Origin of the sequence: Sphingomonas sp. ERG5 (assembly GCF_000803065.1) — a bacterium.
GTDB lineage: Bacteria > Pseudomonadota > Alphaproteobacteria > Sphingomonadales > Sphingomonadaceae > Sphingomonas.
The window spans coordinates 103526-121924 of the sequence record NZ_JSXI01000013.1; the positions used below are offsets into that span (position 1 = coordinate 103526).

Genomic DNA, 18399 nt, shown 5'->3' on the forward strand with positions numbered 1-18399 from the left:
CGATTCCACAGCGCCATCGGCTTGGGAGGAATCGCCTTCCGTTCAGGCTCAGGGCAAACGCGGGTGGGGCAATCCAGCTCGAAACCGCGCTAGGCGGCGACCCGCACCCGTTCCACGCCGGCGACCGAGTTCGCGCCGGCGGACACGATCTCCACCTCGACCAGATCGCCGATCACCGCATCGCTGACCAGATGCACAGATTGCAGCCACGGACTCTTGCCGATCAGCTGGCCCGGCAGCTTTCCCTTGCGTTCGAGCAGCAGGGCGCAGGTCCGCCCGACGGTCGCTGCATTGAAGGCTTCCTGGTCGCGGTTGAGTGCGGCCTGCAGGCGTTGCAGCCGTTCGTCCATCACCTCGGCGGGAATCTGGTCGTTCATGCCGGCGGCGGGGGTGCCGGGGCGGGGGCTGTATTTGAAGCTGAATGCCTGAGCATAGGCGACCGCATCGACCAGGCTCAGCGTCTCGGCGAAATCGGCGTCGGTTTCACCGGGGAAACCGACGATGAAGTCACCCGACAGCGCGATGTCCGGGCGCACCGCGCGGACGCGGTCAAGCAGGCGCAGATAGGAATCACGCGTGTGGCTGCGGTTCATCGCTTTCAGGATGCGATCGCTGCCCGCCTGGACCGGCAAATGCAGGAACGGCATCAGCTTTTCGACCTCGGCATGGGCGCGGATCAGGCCCTCACGCATGTCGTTGGGGTGGCTGGTGGTGTAGCGGATCCGCTTCAGTCCCTCGATCCGGTCGAGCGCGCGGATCAGCCCATCCAGGCCACCGCTGGCGCCGCTCGCGTCTTCGCCTTCCCAGGCGTTGACGTTCTGGCCAAGCAAGGTGATTTCCTTGGCGCCGGCGTCGACCAGCGCCTTGGCTTCGTCGACGATATGCGCCCAGGGGCGGCTGACTTCGGCGCCGCGCGTATAAGGCACGACGCAATAGGTGCAGAATTTGTCGCAGCCTTCCTGCACCGTCAGGAAGGCTGAAGGCGGCACGCGGCGGCGTGCGGGCAGGTGGCCGAACTTCATCTCGACCGGCATGTCGGTGTCGAGCGCGCTTTCGCCGCGCGCGGCTCGTGCCACCAGGTCAGGCAGATTGTGATAGGCTTGCGGCCCCACCACGACATCGACCTTCGCCCGGCGGACGATCTCCTCACCCTCGGCCTGCGCGACACAGCCGGCGACGGCGATCATCGGGTTCTTGCCGTGTTTGGCCATGGCATGCTTGCGAATCCGGCCGATGTCCGAATAGACCTTCTCGGTCGCGCGCTCGCGGATATGGCACGTGTTGAGCACGATCAGGTCGGCACTGTCGGCATCGGTTGCGGTCAGTCCTTGCGCCGACATGAGTTCGCTCATGCGGTCGCCATCATAGACGTTCATCTGGCAGCCGAAGGATTTGACGGCAAAAGTCTTGGGGGCGGTCTTGGAAACGGGTTTCATGGTGGCGGGCCTATAGACCGCATTTTGCTTTCGCAGAACCCTTTGTCCGGATTGGGTCTCAGCGAGGGCAATCCCGCTCCAGTTCGTTTCGAGCGAAGGAAGTGGTTATTCGTCGGAGCCGCTTTGCGGGGCCGTCATTACATCCACAGGCACGAACTTCACCGCTTCGACCGCATAGGCAAAGGGACGGAGCGGCTTGCCCAGCACCTCGACCAATGCCGCTTCGATCCGCAGACGGCTTTCCGCCGCGATCGCCTTGCGGCCCGGAAAGTCGCGCGGGTGGAATGGTTCGAGGAAATGGACCTTCATGCGAAAATTGCCCGGGCGCGAGAGGATGCGTTTGGCGTTGTTGATGCCGCTTTCCTCGCCGATCCAGCCTATCTCCTCCGCGACCGCCCCGTAATCGAGCAGCACCGGCTGGACCAGCACCGCCGGCGGTGGCGGTTCGAGTACGCGCAGCATCGGCGTCTTGAAGGGCAGGAGCGACTGGCCGTCCGTGGTGGTGCCTTCCGGAAAGACAGTGACTGACCAGTTGTCGGTCAGCGCGTCGCGCAGCTGGTTGATCTGCTCGGCCACGCCAAGCCGGTTCTCGCGCTTGACGAACACGGTGCGGTTGAGCGTCGAGAGCCATCCAACCACCGGTGCGGCGCGGATTTCCTGCTTGGCGACGAACGCGGTGCCGCTTTGTCCGGCGATGGCGAGGATGTCGACCCAGCTGAGATGGTTGGAGATATAGAAGACGTCGCGCTTCAGTGGCACGCCGACCCGCTCGACCCGGGCACCGGCAAGACGCGCGGCCCAGCCGAGGAATATCTTCGGCCAGGGCGATCCGATACGCAGAAAACGCCAGAGATAATGCAGTGGAACGGTGAGCAGCAGCGCGAAGAACAGTCCGGACGCGCGCAGCGTGATGCGGAGATAGCCCGCCGCATCGATCGGTGGTGGATTGCCGGCCGCGGCCTCGGCACGTGCCGTGGGGCTGAGGCCGCGCAAAGCCTAGACCTTGCGGTCGAGCGAGACGCCGTAGAGCTCCATGCGATGGTCGACCAGGCGGAAGCCCAGCCGTTCCGCGATCGCCTTTTGCAATTGCTCGAGCTCGGGATCGACGAATTCGATCACCTTGCCGGTTTCGACATCGATCAGATGGTCGTGATGCGCTTCGGGCGCCGGCTCGTAACGCGCGCGACCGTCGCCGAAATCGTGGCGGTCGAGAATGCCGGCCTCTTCGAACAAGCGTACCGTGCGATAGACGGTGGCGATCGAAATGCCCGGGTCGATCTGTGAGGCGCGCTCATAGACCTTCTCCACATCGGGATGGTCCTCGGCCTCCGACAGGACGCGCGCGATGACGCGGCGTTGTTCGGTTATGCGCAGGCCTTTTTCATTGCACAGCGCTTCGAGATCGATCTTGCGAGCCATGAGCGTGATGTAGGCGCTTCGACCTTATTGATAAAGGGCGATCGACTCGCAACAAGCCGACCGCCCTTAATATTTTCCTACCGGGGAGGATCGGCGGCTTACCTGGTCTTGCGACGCTTGGTGCCGAGGCCGATCTTCTTGGCCAGCGTGCGGCGCTGTTCAGCGTAGCTCGGAGCGACCATCGGATAGTCGGCGGGGAGATTCCACTTCGCGCGATACTGTTCCGGGGTCATCTGATAATGCGTCATCAGGTGGCGCTTGAGCATCTTCAGCTTCTTGCCGTCTTCGAGGCAGACAATATAGTCCGGCTTGATCGACGAACGGATCGAAACCGCCGGCTCCTGCTTCACTTCGGGAGCCGCGACGGGCGTACCAAGCCCGGAGAGCGCGCCATGCACATTGGCGATGAGAACCGGCAGGTCCGAAACCGCAACGCTGTTGTTGCTGACGTGCGCCGCAACAATGTCAGCTGTAAGCGTGATCAAGGTTTCCTGCAGATCGTTATTGATGTCCATTGTCGTCCTTCCGACCCATATTGTAGCTGCATTACGACGCAACCAATTTGGGCCTATCCTCTTTTGGATGGGTCGGTGCAAGCAGTAAAAACAAGCTGAACAAGTAAAATCAGGACAGTTCGCGACGAAAGGTAAAAGCATCAAAGGTCTGGCCGGCATTGCCGCGATAATAAGCGCGACGTTCGCCGACTTTCGCGAAGCCAGAGGCACGGTAAAGCTTGATGGCGTCATTGCCCTCGCGCACCTCAAGGTGCAGTTTTAACGCATTTTTTTCCCGTGCCTCAGTAATGACCGAGCGGAGCAGCGCCGCCGCGACGCCTTTGCGGCGACTGGCTGGTGCGGTCGCGAGCAACAGCAGTTCGGCTTCGTCGAGAATTTGCCGCGACAGGGCAAAGCCGACCGGCTTGCCATCGATCGAGGCGATGGTCAGCCACACGCCAGGCAGCGCCATGATGCCGAGGCACTGGCCGCGGGTCCATGCTTCGCCGAATCGCGGGTCGAATGCCCCGGTCATCAGCGACTCGACCGTGGCGAGATCAGCGGTGCCGCCGCTCCGTAATTCGATCATCGTCAGCACGCTGCTCATGCGGCCTGCGGCTTGGCATCGGGCGCGCGGCCATAGATCGGGCGTGGCGGAAGATCGGTGAATGCGGCCGGCAGCAGGACCGCGTCGGCGGCATCGGGCAGCGCCTCGATCGCGTCGACTGCCGGGTCAAGCGCGATGAGCCGGTGGATGCCATTGCCGACCGCATGGCGGCCTTCGAGTGCGGCGAGCGCGTCGGCGGGCTTCAGCGAGCCAAAGGCACCGGCGGGCGAGAGCGAAGCATGGAAGACCTGCATGAAGACCTCGCCATGCCCGCCTTCGAGAACCACCGCAAGCGAGTCGAGATCGGGCCGTGCGGCGAAACCGGCGGCGGCGATCAGCGGCAGCGAGGAGAAGCCGTACACCTCGGCCTGCCAGCCAAAGGCGAGCGCGCGCGCGGCAGCGATGCCGACCCGCACGCCGGTGAAGCTGCCCGGACCGCAATCGACCAGGATGCGCCCGGCGCGGCCGCCGTCGGGCAGTTCGGCGATCATTGGCACCAGCCGCTCGGCATGGCCGCGGCCGACCACCTCATGGCGCGCGGCGATTACCGCGCCGGCTTCAATCAGCGCGACCGAGCAGGCGGCGGTGGCGGTTTCGATGACGAGGGTTCGCATCAATGCCCTCTCCTTGTCGGGGAGCGGGAAATCAAGTCAGGCAATCGTGTTGAACTTTTCGAACGCCGGGCGCGGCAGGCGGTCGAAGATGCTCGCCGGGTCGCCATGGCCGAGCGTCGAGATGAAGTTCGATTTCACGTCGGGCGTCTCAGCGAAAAAGGCGGCATCGACCCCGGCATTGTCGAAGCCCGACATCGGCCCGGTATCCAGGCCCAGCGCGCGGGCGGCGATGATGAAATAGGCGCCCTGCAGGCTTGAATTGCGCATTGCCGAGACCGCCCGCCCCTGAGGATCGGCGAACCAGGGCCGCGCATCGACGTGCGGGAAGAATTCAGGCAAATGGTCGTGGAAATTCTGGTCCATGCCGATCACGACGCTGACCGGCGCCTTGAGAATCTTGGGCGCGTTCTGCGCTGAGCTGCACGCGGCAAGCTTTGCCTTGGACTCGTCGCTGACGCACCAGATCAGGCGTGCGGGTAGTTGATTGGCCGAGGTCGGACCCCATTTCATCAAGTCCCAGATGGCGTGAAGCTCGGCTTCGGCGACGGGCTGATCAGTATAACCATTATAGGTGCGCGCGGTACGGAAGATCGTATCGAGCGCCGCGTCGGACAGCTTCTCGGCCATGGCAGAACCTCGTTATGGAAAGCAGGAGAAAATCAGACCGCGCGGACTTCGGTGACTTCGGGAACATAATATTTGAGCAATTGCTCGATCCCATTCTTCAGCGTCGCGGTCGATGACGGGCAGCCGGCACAGGCGCCCTGCATCTTGAGGAAGACCTTACCCTGATCGAAGCCGCGATAAATGATGTCGCCGCCGTCATTGGCGACCGCAGGACGGACGCGCGTTTCGATCAATTCCTTGATTTGCGCGACGATGTCGGCGTCTTCGGGATTCTCGGCAAAGTCTTCGTCGGCGGAGGGCACGCTGATCCCGCCGGCGCTGCCCGGGCGGAACAGCGGCATCGCGGCGGAGAAATGATCGAGCAGCAGGCCGAGCACATCGGGTTTGAGATGTGCCCATTCGACGCCGGGCGCGGCGGTGACCGAAATAAAGTCGCTGCCGAAGAACACGCCGGTCACGTCGCCCAGGCCGAACAACTGCTCGGCAAGCGGCGACGCTTCTGCTTCTTCGGGGGTGGCGAAGTCGCGGGTGCCCGATTCCATCACGGCACGGCCGGGCAGGAATTTGAGCGTCGCGGGGTTGGGCGTCGTTTCGGTTTCGATCAGCATGACATGCATGTGGCGTGGCGACGGGGGCGGATCAAGGCAGGAGTTGGAAACGGATCAATTCCCCTCCCGCGCGCGGGAGGGGAGCGCGGGCGTCAAACGTCCATTTTCTTCATTGCGTCGTTCCAGCTCGCGATATTGTCGCGCGCTTCCTGCACGAAGGCGGATTTGCGCACGACCTTGAGGAACGTGTCGGCGATCCAGCGGCCGGGCTGGCGCAAGGGGCGCTCGAACTGCACCAGCAGGACGACGCGTGTGCCGTTGGTGTCGTTCCACACTTCATGCTGATAGGTGTCGTCGAACACCAGCGTCTCGCCCTCCGACCAGCGCACGATGCGGTCGTCGACGCGCATCCGGACATCGCCATCGGTCGGCACGATCAGGCCGAGATGGCAGGTGATCAGACCCTTGGTCACGCCGCGGTGATCGGGAATGTGCGTGCCGGGGGCGAGGATCGAGAAAAAGGCGCTGTTCAGGCCCGGGATCTGCTCGACGATCGCCTGGGTCTTCGGGCAGCGCGCGAGATTGTCCTCGATCGGAAAGCCATAGCCCCACAGGAAGAAGGAGCGCCACATATTCACCTGGGCGATCGCGCGGTGGTCGGGCGAAATGGTCGCAAGGCTTGGGGAGGCCTGGCCCTGCAGTGCGACCGTGATCGCTTCGTCGCGAATGACTTCCCAATTGTCGCGCAGAATCGTGGTCCAGGCGAAGTCGCGTACGTCGAGCACCGGATCGTTGGACACCAGCGACGACGAGGCGATCAGCCGATCGAACAGGCCGCGCAAATGCTTGCCGAAGCGAATGATGAAGGGCCGGTTCGGGTCGGCCTCGAGCTTCGCACCGGGGACTGGTGCGCCCGATATGACGTTCAGATCGGGCACGCGAATGGTGCGCTGATCCTCGGAGGTGCCTGATTTAGGCCATAATGCGGTCGCTGCCGCGGTGGTTTCTGCAGTCACTGACATACTCGCGTTCGTGGGGGCGGTGCTCAACCAGCCCGGATTTCCTCATGTTGCACCGCAGCGACGTATGCCCCCAATCGCTTCGGTCCGGCGGGACCTAATGGCCGTGTTGGTCTAAATGATGGCGGTTTGTGTCCTTAGCGTGCCATGGACGGCATCTGGCGGTCGTCGGCGAACGCGGCTAGGATCACCGCCATGCATGCTCTTTTGCGCGTTACGCGTTTTCCGCTGATCTCCGCCCTCCTGCTCGGTCTGACGCTGCCCGCCAGCGGCCAGAACGTCGCTCCCAGCGCAGACGTTCCGGTATCGACACAAAAAATCGATCATTCCGCCTGGCTTTACAAGGGCAGCGACATACCGCCCGATCCGGCATGGCGATTCGGTACGCTGCCCAATGGCCTCCGTTATGCGGTGCGGCGAAATGGCGTGCCGCCGGGTCAGGTCGCTATTCGCGTGCGGGTCGATGCCGGGTCGCTGATGGAGACCGAAAGCGAGCGCGGCTATGCGCATCTGATCGAACATCTCTCATTCCGCGGTTCGGTCTATGTGCCCGATGGCGAAGCGAAGCGGATCTGGCAACGTTTCGGCGCGACCTTCGGGTCGGATACCAATGCCCAGACCACGCCGACGCAAACGGTGTTCAAGCTCGACTTGCCCAGCGCGACCGAGGCCGGGCTCGACGAGAGTCTGAAAGTGCTGGCGGGCATGGTCGACAAGCCCAACATCACCACCGCGGCGCTCAATGCCGAGCGGCCCGCCGTGCTGGCCGAGCAACGTGAAGCGCCAGGACCGCAAGTACGCTTCAGCGATGCGCGGCTGGCGAGTTTCTTTGCCGGACAGCCACTCGCCAACCGCTCACCGATCGGCACGATCAAGACGCTGGAAGCGGCGACCGCCGAGGGCGTCAAGCAATTCCATAATCGCTGGTACCGCCCGGAGCGTACGGTCGTGGTGATTTCGGGCGACCTCGATCCGGCCTTGTTCGAGCGGCTGGTCGTGAAGAATTTCTCCGGCTGGCAAGGAAATGGCCCAAAACCCGCCGAACCCGATTTCGGCAAGCCCGACCCGTCTCAGCCATCGACGGCGGTGATGGTCGAACCAAGCCTGCCGCCCAGCGTCACGCTCGTCCTGTTGCGACCCTGGAAATACCAGGACGATACGGTGATCATGAACCAGAAGCGGCTGGTCGACTCGGTCGCTGCGGCCGTTATCAGCCGTCGCCTCGAAACCCGCGCACGGGCGGGCGGAAGTTTTATCGCTGCCGGGGTCAACATTTCCGACGAATCCCGTTCCGCCAACATGACTTATGTCCAGATTCGCCCGATCGGGGATGATTGGGAAGCGGCGCTGAAGGATGTGCGTGCGGTGATCGCCGATGCATCGACTGTTCCGCCGAGCGAAGCCGAAATCGCGCGCGAGTTGGCCGATTTAACGACATCCTTCCGTACCGTTGCCGAGACGGCGCCCGCAGAAGCGGGCGCGTCACAGGCCGACGATATGGTTCAGGCGGTCGATATTCGTGAGACGATGACAGCGCCGGCAACGATCTATTCCGTGTTCAAGGATGCGCAAAAGAAGAAGATGTTCACGCCGGCCACGGTGCTGGCGTCAACCAAACGCGTGTTCGTTGGCGACGCCACCCGTGCGTTCATCAATATCCGCACTCCCGACGAGGGGGCCGCGACCAAGCTGGCGGCAGCGCTCAAGGCCGATGTCGGTGGCCTTGCCGGCACGCGCACGGCGCAGGCCAAGGTCGATTTCTCCAAACTGCCCAAACTCGGCAAGCCGGCCACGGTCGTCAGTCGCGAGAAGATCTCCGACATGGATATCGAAAAGGTCGTGTTCTCGAACGGCGTGCGGCTGATGCTGCGCACTAGCCCGGCCGAAGCGACTCGCGTCTATGTCCGCGTGCGCTTCGGCGGCGGCTATAATGCGTTGCCTGCCGATCGCGAGACCCCGAGCTGGGCGGGCGATCTCGCGCTTGTCGCGGGCGGCATCGGCACGCTCAAGCAGGGTGACATCGATCAACTCACCGCCGGCCGTCGTATCGGGCTCGATTTTGACATTGACGATGATGCGTTCAGCTATGGCGCGATGACCTCGCCGACCGATCTCGCCGATCAGCTGCGGCTGATGGCGGCGCGAATGGCCGCACCGGGCTGGGATCCGAACCCGGTCGCGCGCGCCAAGTCGCTGATCCTCGCCGGCTATAACGGCTTCGAGGCGTCACCCGACGGCGTCCTGTCGCGCGATCTGGAAAGGTTGCTTCATGACGGTGATCCGCGCTGGGGCACGCCGACTCGCGAAGAAGTGACCGGGACGACCGCAGCGGACGTGCGCAAATTGTGGGAACCGCTGCTCGCCAATGGCCCGATCGAAGTGCAGGTGTTCGGCGACATCAACGCCGATGCGGCGATCAAGGCGGTCGCACAAAGCATCGGCGCCCTGCCGCCACGTGTCGCCTCGACCGTGGCCGCACCGCCGATACGCTTCCCGGCGCATAATGTGACGCCGCTGGTCAAGACTCATACCGGCCCGGAAAACCAGGCGGCTGCGGTCATCGTCTGGCCGACCGGAGGCGGGGTCGAGCAAATCACCGAGGGCCGCTATCTCGACGTGCTCGCCGCGATCATGAGCGACCGGCTGTTCGACCGGCTGCGCTCAGAAGCCGGGGCGAGCTATTCGCCATCGGTGCAGAGCCAGTGGCCGATGGGCCTGAGCGGTGGCGGTCGCCTGTTCGCGATCGGCCAGGTCGCGCCGGACAATATCGCGCTGTTCTTCAAGATGTCGCGCGAGATCGCTGCGGACCTGGTCGCCAATCCGGTCAGCGATGATGAGCTGCAGCGTATCCTGACGCCGATGAAGCAGTCGATCATGCGCTCATCGACCGGCAATCAGTTCTGGATGATGAACCTTGCCGGATCGATGTATGACGAGCGCCGGATCGCGGCGCTGCGCGGCCTGTTCAGGGATCTGGCGCGCGTGACCTCCGCCGATGTGCAGGCGACGGCGCAGAAATATCTGCAGCCGGACAAGGACTGGACGATGGCGGTGGTGCCCAAGGCACTCGCCGACAAGCCATTGTTGCTGCAGCCGACAATCGCGGCGACCGTGGCGCCGGCCAGCACGCCAGCTGTGACGAAGAAGAAGCCGGTGGTGGTGGGGCGCTAACGTACCAAATCAGACGAGTGATCAGTGCGCGGCGCTGGTCATCCGTCCCGGCCCGGCTATCCCTTGTACAGCGCGTCCAGCCGCGGCCCATATGCTTCCTTCAGCACATGGCGGCGGATCTTCAGTGACGGCGTGAGCTGTTCATTCTCGATCGTGAAGGGGCCATCCGCGATCACGTAGCGGCGCACGCGTTCGATCACCGACAGATCCTTGTTCACTCGTTCGACCGCGGCGCTGAGCGCGGTGCGGTAGCTGCTATTCTCAACCAGCCTGGCGAAGTTGCAGCTATCGCCATTCTTCGCGCACCATTCCTGCGTCCATTCGGGGTCGGGCACGATCACCGCGACCATATAGGGCTTGCGATCGCCGAAGATCATCGCCTGGACGATCTCGGGTTGAAGCGTGAGCATCCCCTCGACCTTTTGCGGCGCGACATTGTCGCCCTTGTCGTTGACGATGATGTCCTTCTTGCGATCGGTGATCTTGATCCGGCCATTCGCGTCGATCAGGCCGATATCGCCGGTGTGGAGCCAGCCATCCTTCAGCACGCGGGCGGTTTCCGCTTCGTTGCGCCAATAGCCATGCATGACGAGTTCGCCGCGCACCAGGATCTCGCCATCCTCGGCGATGCGCACTTCGGTATCGGGCAGAGGTGGACCGACCGTATCCATCTTGAGCCCGGCGCTCGGACGATTGCACGAGATGACCGGCGCAGCCTCGGTCTGGCCATAGCCTTGCAGGAAGGTCAGGCCGAGCGACTGGAAGAAGATGCCGACTTCCGGAGTCAGCGGCGCACCGCCTGACACCATCGCCTTCAGCCGTCCGCCGAACCGCTTGCTGATCTTGGGCTTGATCGTCGCGTTGACCACGAGGTTCATCGCGCGATCCTTCAGGCTCATGCGGCCCTCATAGGATTTGGCGCCGACATCGAGCGCGCGATCGAGCAGATAGTTGGAGACCTTGCCCTGTTTCTCGATCGCCTTGGAAATGCGCGTGCGCAGCACTTCGAACAGCCGCGGCACGACAACCATGATCGTCGGGCGCGTTTCCTCGATATTGGAGGCGAGCTTGTCGAGCCCCTCGGAATAATAGATCTGCGCGCCCAGCCCGATCGGGAAATGCTGGCCGCCGGTATGTTCATAGGCGTGGCTGAGCGGCAGGAAGGACAGGAATACCTCCTCGTCCCACCCGAAATCTTCGGAAATGATGGTGGTGCAGCCCTGCACATTGTGAAGGATCGCGCCATGATGCTGCATCACGCCGCGCGGCGCGCCACCGGTGCCGCTGGTGTAGATGATGCAGGCCAGATCCTCGCGCTTGAACGTTGCGTCCGCCGCCACGTCCTTTGGATCGGCGGCATGGTCGGCGATCAGCTTCGACCAATTGTGGAATTCGAGCGCACCGGACTGGGCGACGCGGATATCCTCGATGCCGATGACGATCTTCGCCGCCGTCGCGCGGACTGTGGCGGGAAGCAGCACTTTGGCGAGTTTGGCGGTCGAGACGATCACCGCCTTGGCACCGCTATTCTCGATGATGTGCGTATGGTCGCGTTCGGTATTGGTGACATAGGTGGGCACGGTGACGCAGCCCGCCGCCATGATCGCCAGGTCGCTGAGGCACCATTCGGGGCGGTTTTCCGATACCAGCATCACCCGGTCGCCGCGCTCCAGCCCGATCGCTTGCAGTGCGCGCGCCAGGCTCGCCACCTGTACCGCGGCCTCGCGCCAGCTGAGCGCGACCCAGCCGCTGCTTTCCTTGTGCCACAGGAACGGCTTGTCGCCCCGTTCCGTCGCACGCGTGAAAAACATGGTGACCAGATTCGGGAAATGTTCGAGCGTGCGCATCTGTCTCTCCTGAACGCGCGCCGTGTTCGGCTGCGCGGATTGTTCGCCAAATCCCGTCGGTCGGCCTATTCGGCCAGCGCGACGCCAACGCTGCGCGGGTCGGCGGCACCGACCCAGCCCGACACGGTCAGCTCGGCGGCATTGGCCTTCAGCCCGAGCTTGGCGATGTTGACCTTGTGACCGAGCTTTTCCAGCGCGGGCTTGAGGGCCTCGCGCCCGGTGCCCTGTTCGAGGACCAGCGTATCGCCGTTAAAATAGATCAGGCCTTCACCGATCGCATCACGCGCCGATTCGTTCCAGTCGAGATGCGCGATCAGCGCCTTGGCGACCTGCATGATGATCGTCTTGCCGCCGGCCGCGCCAACCGTGAAGATCGGCTTGCCCTTGGCATCGTACACCATAGTCGGCGACATTGACGACAAGGGCCGCTTGCCCGGTTCGACCCGGTTGGCGACTGGCTTGCCGTCCTTTTCCGGCGCCATGGTGAAGTCGGTCAGCTCGTTGTTGAGGACAAAGCCATTGGCAAGCAACTGGCTGCCGAACGGCCCTTCGACGGTCGAGGTCATCGAGACGACATCGCCATTGCGGTCGACCGCGACGAAGTGCGTCGTGCTCGGCACTTCGTTCTGGACCGCGGCGGTGCGCGGTTTCGCGCCCGGCGGTGTGCCGGCTTCATAGCTGCCCAGCGACTTGGTCGCCGAAATCAGCCTGGAGCGTGATTTGACATAGGCTGGGTCGATCAGCCCGGCGACCGGCACATCGACAAAGTCGGGATCGCCGAGATATTTCTCGCGGTCGGCATAGGCGAGCAGCATCGCTTCGCCGATCAAATGCCAGGCGACCGGCGAATCCTTGCCGAGCTTCTTCATGTCGAACCGCTCGATCATGCCCAGGATCTGCAGCACCGTGGTGGCGCCCGACGAGGGCGGGCCCATGCCGCAAATCCGGTAGCCGCGGTACTTGCCGCAGACCGGTGGACGTTCCTGCGCCTGATAGGCGGCCAGGTCGGCCAGCGTCATGTCGCTTGGATTCTGTGATGCGCCGGTCGTGACCCTGACGATCTCTTCCGCATTGGCACCGCTGTAAAATGCCTCTGGCCCTTCGTCCGCCAGCCGGCGCAAAATGGCGGCAAGCTTCGGATTCTTCACCGTCGTACCGACCGTCAGCGGCTTGCCGTTGGCGTCGAGATACTGTTTCGCCGTATCGGGGAACTTGCTCCAATACTGGCTGACGAAACCGATGCCATTGGCCATTGGCTGGGTGACCTGATAGCCCTCTTCGGCGAGCTTGATCGCCGGTGCGAACAACGCCTTCCACGGCAACTTGCCCCATTTCGCATGAGTCATTGCCAGCAGCCGGACATTGCCGGGCACACCGACCGAGCGGCCGCCGGGGACTGCCTTGAAATAGGGCAGGGGCTTGCCGTCTTCGTCAAGAAAGCGCTCGGGCGTGGCGGCCATCGGCGCCTTTTCCCGCCCGTTGATCGTCTCGAGCTTGCCGGTCTTGCCGTCATGATGGAGCAGGAAGCCGCCGCCGCCGATGCCGCTCGATTGCGGCTCGACCACGGTCAGCGCCAGCATCATCGCCATCGCCGCGTCGGCGGCGCTGCCGCCCTCGCGCAGGATCTGTTGCCCTGCGGCCGAAGCGCGCGGATCGGCGGAGGAAACGATGCCCTGGGCGGTGACGGCGGTGGGCCCAAGGAGCAAGGCGAGCACGAGGATGAGTTTTTTCATTGCCGAAAAGCGTAAGCGCGGTTTCCGACGCGAACAAGACGCTACGTCATTCCATATCATTCGATGCCCATAGCTTCCGCTACATTGGCGAAACCATCGCGGCGCAGGAGCCGTGCCAGGCCGTGGTTGATGCGCTGCGGCAGGCCGGGGCCTTCGTAGACCAGGGCGGTATAGAGCTGGACCAGGCTCGCCCCGCCACGAATGCGGGCATAGGCTTCTTCCGCGCTGCCGATGCCGCCGACCGAAATCAAGGGCAGCGCCGCCCCGGTCGCCTTGCGGAAGTCGCCGAGTCGCTGGCGCGCGAGCGTGGCAAGCGGTGCGCCCGACAGGCCGCCCGTCTCGATCGCGCGTGGCGATTTGAGGCCCGGGCGCGAGAGGGTGGTGTTGCTGACGATCAGCGCATCGACATGATGCCCGATCGCGGCGCGCGCGATGCCGTCGATCTCCTTGGCATTGAGATCCGGTGCGACCTTCAGGAACAAGGGTGTCGGGAGTTGGGGCGGGCGCTGGGTCGGAATGCGCCGCGCTTCGTCCGCGGCGGCGAGCAATTCGGTCAGCGCCGATCCGTGCTGCAAGTCGCGCAGGCCCGGCGTGTTGGGGGAACTGATGTTGATCGTGACATAATCGGCGATCCGCGCCGCGCGTTCCACGCCGGTGCGATAGTCCGCGATGCGATCCGCGGCATCCTTGTTCGCGCCGACATTGATGCCCAGCACGCCCTTGCGCTTCGCCCGGCTTGCGCGGGGCAGGGCGGCGTCGATGCCGCCATTGTTGAACCCCAGGCGATTGATCACCGCGCGATCCTCGCGCAGCCGGAAAATGCGCGGGCGCGGGTTGCCCGGTTGCGGCAGCGGCGTGAGCGTGCCGATCTCAACGCTGCCGAAGCCCTGTCCGAAAAAGCCGTCGATCGCCCGGCCGTCCTTGTCGACCCCGGCGGCGAGACCGACCGGATTGGCGAAGTCGAGCCCGGCCACGGTGGTGCGCAGGATCGGGTCGGCGTGGTGCGGCGCACCGCGGCCGCCCCAGGCGGCGAGCATGGCGATGGTCAGGCCGTGCGCGCGCTCGGCATCGAGGGCGAACAGGGTAGGGCGGATCAGCGGGAAAAGCATGGGCGCGACATGGCATTGGCGAGGCGCGCGGTCAAAGCCTGTAAGGAGGGGGCCTGTAAGGACGGGGCCTGTAAGGACCGGGCCTGTAAGGACGGGGAATCTGCCGCCGTGGCGGTTTCGTCCAATACAAGGGGAAGCCGATTTGCTCAAAGGCCTGTGCGACCCAAGGAACCCTTTCGCAACAGGGGGTTCTTTCACTTACGGCCCGGGCGGTTCTCCGCCCGGGCCGCTTTTCTTTTGTGTCCCGAAGGGCTAGACTCTCGGACATAAAAGAACAGGGGCGCAATCATTGTCGGATTTTCAGCTGGACTATGCGGTCCCGGCCGCAGACCTGTCCGAATATATCACGCTTTTCTATTACTTTCGGGCCGATGTTCCCGTGTTCGAGGATAGCGAACGCGCCGATCATGCGCAGCTTCGCGTTCGCCTTTCCCCGGGCAGCGCGGAATACCGATTCCCCGATGACTCGATTCAGTCGCCCGCGGAGTTCCACGTCATCGGCCCGACCAGCGGCCCGATGCAGGTCCGCGTGATCGGACCGGTCGAGGTTTTTGGCATGGGGGTGACCGCGGCGGGGTGGGCCGCGATGATCGGCAATGAGGCATCGTCGGTGCTGAACCGCACGATCGACGCCAGTGTCCTGTTCGGATCGGCACGGCTGAAAGCGACGGCGACGGCATTGCGCGCAGCGCCCGACAATGCGGCGCGGTTTGCGATCGGCGAGGATCTGGTGCGCGAGCTCGTCCGCGAGGGCGACGAGCCGGCATGCCAGTTCGCGCGCCAGGTCGATGGCTGGCTTGCCGCGAGCCCGTCGCCGGAGATGGAGGATCTGGTTACCGCGACTGGATTGTCGCGGCGTCAGGTCGAACGCAAATGCAACGCGATGTACGGCGCCCCGCCGAAACTGCTCGCGCGCAAATATCGCGCGCTGCGCGCCGCGGTGGCAATGGTGGCGGACAGCGAGGACGTCGACGACATCATCGCGCGCGGTTTTTACGACCAGTCGCACTTGATCCGCGAGGTGAAGCAGTTCACCGGTCTGACCCCGCGCCAGATCATGGCGGAGCCGGGCGTGCTGCAGCGGCTGACCATGCGCCAGCGAACCGCGCTGGACGGACAGGTCAGCCCGCTGATCAGCGGGACGTAATTCCTCCCGTCAGGGAGGATTTTAGGTTGACCCGCTCCCTTTGCATCCCCACATGCCCAATCGGAACGAATCAATCCGATTAGGAATTCATGCGCCTTTCGAGCCTTGCCGATTATGCCGTCGTGATGATGAGCGCGACTGCGCGTCATTGCGGTGGCGTGGCGCGGCTCAACGCGACCTTGCTGGCCGAGGAAACCGGCGTGCCGCTGCCCACCGTGCAGAAACTGGTCAGCCGGTTGTCCGGCGCGGGCCTGATCGAGAGCGCGCGTGGCACCGGTGGCGGTTTCCGTCTCGCGCGGCCGGCGGCGGCGATCAGCCTTGCGGACATCATCGAGGCGGTCGAGGGGCCGATCGCGATGACCGCCTGCGTCGAGGCCGGGCGCCACGACTGCGGGCATGAGGATGTTTGCCGGGTGAAACCGCACTGGAACACTGTCAACGGCGCGGTGCGCGGGGCATTGGCGGGCGTCAGCCTCGCGACATTGTCCAACTTGCCGCTCCAAACCAATCCGGCCGGAACCAGGGTCGACATGGCGCTCGGCGCCGAGGTGATGAATTAAGATGGCCACCAAGAACGCCGAAGCGCATGCCGCCGCCAACAAGACGTACGAATGGGGTTTCCATTCGGACATCGAGCAGGAATTCGCACCCAAGGGATTGAGCGAGGATACGGTCCGCTTCATTTCGGCCAAGAAGAACGAGCCGGAATGGATGCTCGACTGGCGGCTCAAGGCGTATCGCCTGTGGCTGACCATGACGCCGCCCGACTGGGCCAAGCTCAACGTGCCGCCGATCGATTATCAGGACGCCTATTATTACGCCGAGCCCAAGGCCAAGCCGAAACTCGGCAGCCTGGACGAGGTCGATCCCGAGATTCTGCGGGTCTATGAAAAGCTCGGCATTCCGATCGAGGAGCAGAAGATGCTCGCCGGGGTCGAGGGCGCGCGCAAGGTCGCGGTCGACGCGGTGTTCGACAGCGTCTCGGTCGCGACGACCTTCCGCGCGGAGCTTGAAAGCGCCGGCGTGATCTTCCGCTCGATCAGCGAAGCGATCCGCGAATACCCTGATCTGGTGCGCAAATGGCTCGGCAAGGTCGTGCCGCAGCATGACAATTACTTTGCCGCGCTGAACTGCGCGGTCTTCAGTGACGGCACCTTCGTCTATATTCCGGAAGGCGTGCGCTGCCCGATGGAGCTGAGCACCTATTTCCGCATCAATGCCGAGAATACCGGCCAGTTCGAACGCACTTTGATCATCGCCGACAAGGGGGCCTATGTCTCCTATCTCGAAGGCTGTACCGCGCCGATGCGCGACGAGAACCAGCTCCACGCCGCCGTGGTCGAGCTGGTCGCGCTGGACGATGCCGAGATCAAATATTCGACCGTGCAGAACTGGTATCCCGGCGACGAGAACGGCAAGGGCGGCATCTATAATTTCGTCACCAAGCGCGCCTTGTGCCAGGGCAGGAACTCCAAGGTCAGCTGGACTCAGGTCGAGACCGGCAGCGCGATCACCTGGAAATATCCCAGTTGCGTGCTGGCGGGCGAGAACAGCGTCGGTGAATTCTATTCGGTCGCAGTGACCAATAACCGGCAACAGGCCGATACCGGTACCAAGATGATCCATCTCGGCAAGAATACCCGCTCGACCATCGTGTCGAAGGGCATTTCGGCCGGCCGCTCGGACAACACCTATCGCGGCCTGGTCCGCGTCGCTCCGACCGCCGAAGGGGTGCGCAACTTCACTCAGTGCGACTCCCTGCTGCTGGGCGACCAGTGCGGCGCGCATACCGTGCCCTATATCGAGGTGCGCAATCCCTCGGCGCAGATCGAGCATGAGGCGACCACCTCGAAGATCAGCGACGACCAGATGTTCTACGCGATGCAGCGTGGGCTCGACAGCGAGGCGGCGGTCGCGCTGATCGTCAACGGCTTCGCGCGTGAAGTGCTGCAGCAGCTGCCGATGGAATTCGCGGTCGAAGCGCAGAAGCTGCTGGGTATCTCGCTTGAGGGGAGCGTGGGGTGAACCTGTCCGACAAGCCTCGCATAACGGCATATCACGCATTGGTGCAGGGCAGCGACGGCCCGGAGGGCGTCCATTCGCGCGTATCGATCGACGCTGAAAACCTGACCGATGCCCAGGCTCGAATCGAAGCCGCGTATCCCTCTGGGCGCGTGGCCAGCATTTGGGGTGATTGGGAATCCGACCAACTACGCGGCTACTCGCTGGAATCGTCAAATACGGCGGTGCAATGCTGAAAATTGGAAACTTCCGCGCCGAGATCAGGCGCAAGGTGAACGCGTGATTGTCGTGCTCACCCTTGCCGCCGCGCTTCAGCAGATACCCGCAGCCGCCCCCGACACGTCAGACGACATCGTCGTGCTCGGCAAGCGGCTGCAGGAAGTCGGCGTGCGGATGAAGATCGATCGCAAGGGCCGACTGCGCACCTGTTCGGTCACCAAATCGGTCGACGATGCCGATCTCGACCGGTTCTGGTGCGATGCGGGCGTGGCCTGTGCCGCGACCAGGCCAAAGGGTGCGGCGGCGCTGACCGCCTGTGTCGAAGGCCGGCGCGGAGAATTTTTGGAACGGCTCGCCCAGGTGCGCGCCGTCAATGAGCGGAATTGA

At 63.7% G+C, this 18399-nt stretch carries 18 protein-coding genes; 6 read left to right on the top strand and 12 right to left on the bottom strand.

Annotated features, from left to right (window positions below; genetic code table 11):
- Positions 1–89: 89 nt before the first annotated feature.
- From miaB to OO12_RS03510, 9 genes are all read right to left on the bottom strand, one after another.
- Positions 90–1436, bottom strand: a complete 1347-nt coding sequence (miaB, locus tag OO12_RS03470; protein WP_082006317.1) for a tRNA (N6-isopentenyl adenosine(37)-C2)-methylthiotransferase MiaB — start codon at positions 1434–1436, stop codon at positions 90–92.
- 105 nt (positions 1437–1541) lie between these two features.
- Positions 1542–2429 (bottom strand): lysophospholipid acyltransferase family protein, encoded by an 888-nt coding sequence (locus tag OO12_RS03475; protein WP_082006318.1) that lies wholly within the window; start codon positions 2427–2429, stop codon positions 1542–1544.
- Between the two features lie 3 nt (positions 2430–2432).
- On the bottom strand, positions 2433–2855 hold the full coding sequence (locus OO12_RS03480; RefSeq protein WP_034157230.1) for a Fur family transcriptional regulator: 423 nt from the start codon (positions 2853–2855) through the stop codon (positions 2433–2435).
- A 98-nt stretch (positions 2856–2953) separates the two neighbouring features.
- On the bottom strand, positions 2954–3370 hold the full coding sequence (locus OO12_RS03485) for a MucR family transcriptional regulator (protein ID WP_034157231.1): 417 nt from the start codon (positions 3368–3370) through the stop codon (positions 2954–2956).
- Positions 3371–3479: 109 nt separating this feature from the next.
- A complete protein-coding gene (locus tag OO12_RS03490) occupies positions 3480–3956 on the bottom strand; it encodes a GNAT family N-acetyltransferase (protein ID WP_034157232.1) in 477 nt (158 codons plus the stop codon).
- On the bottom strand, positions 3953–4570 hold the full coding sequence (gene tsaB, locus OO12_RS03495) for a tRNA (adenosine(37)-N6)-threonylcarbamoyltransferase complex dimerization subunit type 1 TsaB (protein WP_034157233.1): 618 nt from the start codon (positions 4568–4570) through the stop codon (positions 3953–3955). Before tsaB ends, OO12_RS03490 begins: the two co-directional genes overlap by 4 nt.
- A gap of 36 nt (positions 4571–4606) precedes the next feature.
- On the bottom strand, positions 4607–5197 hold the full coding sequence (locus tag OO12_RS03500; protein WP_034157234.1) for a malonic semialdehyde reductase: 591 nt from the start codon (positions 5195–5197) through the stop codon (positions 4607–4609).
- Positions 5198–5229: 32 nt separating this feature from the next.
- Entirely contained in the window at positions 5230–5805 is a 576-nt protein-coding gene (locus OO12_RS03505; RefSeq protein WP_034157297.1) for a NifU family protein, read from the bottom strand.
- Between the two features lie 92 nt (positions 5806–5897).
- Complete coding sequence (locus OO12_RS03510) at positions 5898–6767, bottom strand: aspartyl/asparaginyl beta-hydroxylase domain-containing protein (protein ID WP_082006319.1); 870 nt, start codon at positions 6765–6767, stop codon at positions 5898–5900.
- 192 nt (positions 6768–6959) lie between these two features.
- Between OO12_RS03510 and OO12_RS03515 the strand changes: the two genes are divergently transcribed.
- Positions 6960–9935 (top strand): M16 family metallopeptidase, encoded by a 2976-nt coding sequence (locus OO12_RS03515; protein WP_082006322.1) that lies wholly within the window; start codon positions 6960–6962, stop codon positions 9933–9935.
- 56 nt (positions 9936–9991) lie between these two features.
- Here OO12_RS03515 and OO12_RS03520 read toward each other — a convergent pair whose 3' ends face one another.
- The 3 genes from OO12_RS03520 to OO12_RS03530 all read right to left on the bottom strand — a co-directional run bounded on the left by OO12_RS03520 (position 9992) and on the right by OO12_RS03530 (position 14624).
- Positions 9992–11782 carry an AMP-dependent synthetase/ligase gene (locus tag OO12_RS03520; protein ID WP_034157235.1) on the bottom strand — a complete coding sequence of 597 codons (1791 nt, stop codon included), beginning with the start codon at positions 11780–11782 and terminating at the stop codon, positions 9992–9994.
- Between the two features lie 65 nt (positions 11783–11847).
- Positions 11848–13515 carry a gamma-glutamyltransferase gene (ggt, locus tag OO12_RS03525; protein ID WP_034157236.1) on the bottom strand — a complete coding sequence of 556 codons (1668 nt, stop codon included), beginning with the start codon at positions 13513–13515 and terminating at the stop codon, positions 11848–11850.
- 56 nt (positions 13516–13571) lie between these two features.
- Positions 13572–14624, bottom strand: coding sequence for a quinone-dependent dihydroorotate dehydrogenase (locus tag OO12_RS03530; protein WP_034157237.1), 1053 nt, complete (start codon positions 14622–14624; stop codon positions 13572–13574).
- Positions 14625–14913: 289 nt separating this feature from the next.
- Here OO12_RS03530 and OO12_RS03535 point away from each other — a divergent pair, with 289 nt between their 5' ends.
- The 5 genes from OO12_RS03535 to OO12_RS03555 all read left to right on the top strand — a co-directional run bounded on the left by OO12_RS03535 (position 14914) and on the right by OO12_RS03555 (position 18399).
- Entirely contained in the window at positions 14914–15771 is an 858-nt protein-coding gene (locus tag OO12_RS03535) for a helix-turn-helix domain-containing protein (protein ID WP_034157238.1), read from the top strand.
- Between the two features lie 89 nt (positions 15772–15860).
- Entirely contained in the window at positions 15861–16331 is a 471-nt protein-coding gene (locus OO12_RS03540) for an SUF system Fe-S cluster assembly regulator (RefSeq protein WP_082006320.1), read from the top strand.
- 1 nt (position 16332) lies between these two features.
- The gene (sufB, locus tag OO12_RS03545) at positions 16333–17796 is read left to right on the top strand and encodes a Fe-S cluster assembly protein SufB (RefSeq protein WP_034157239.1); all 1464 of its coding nucleotides are present in this window, start codon (positions 16333–16335) and stop codon (positions 17794–17796) included.
- Entirely contained in the window at positions 17793–18029 is a 237-nt protein-coding gene (locus OO12_RS03550) for a hypothetical protein (protein ID WP_034157240.1), read from the top strand. Before sufB ends, OO12_RS03550 begins: the two co-directional genes overlap by 4 nt.
- A gap of 43 nt (positions 18030–18072) precedes the next feature.
- Positions 18073–18399 (top strand): hypothetical protein, encoded by a 327-nt coding sequence (locus OO12_RS03555; protein ID WP_034157241.1) that lies wholly within the window; start codon positions 18073–18075, stop codon positions 18397–18399.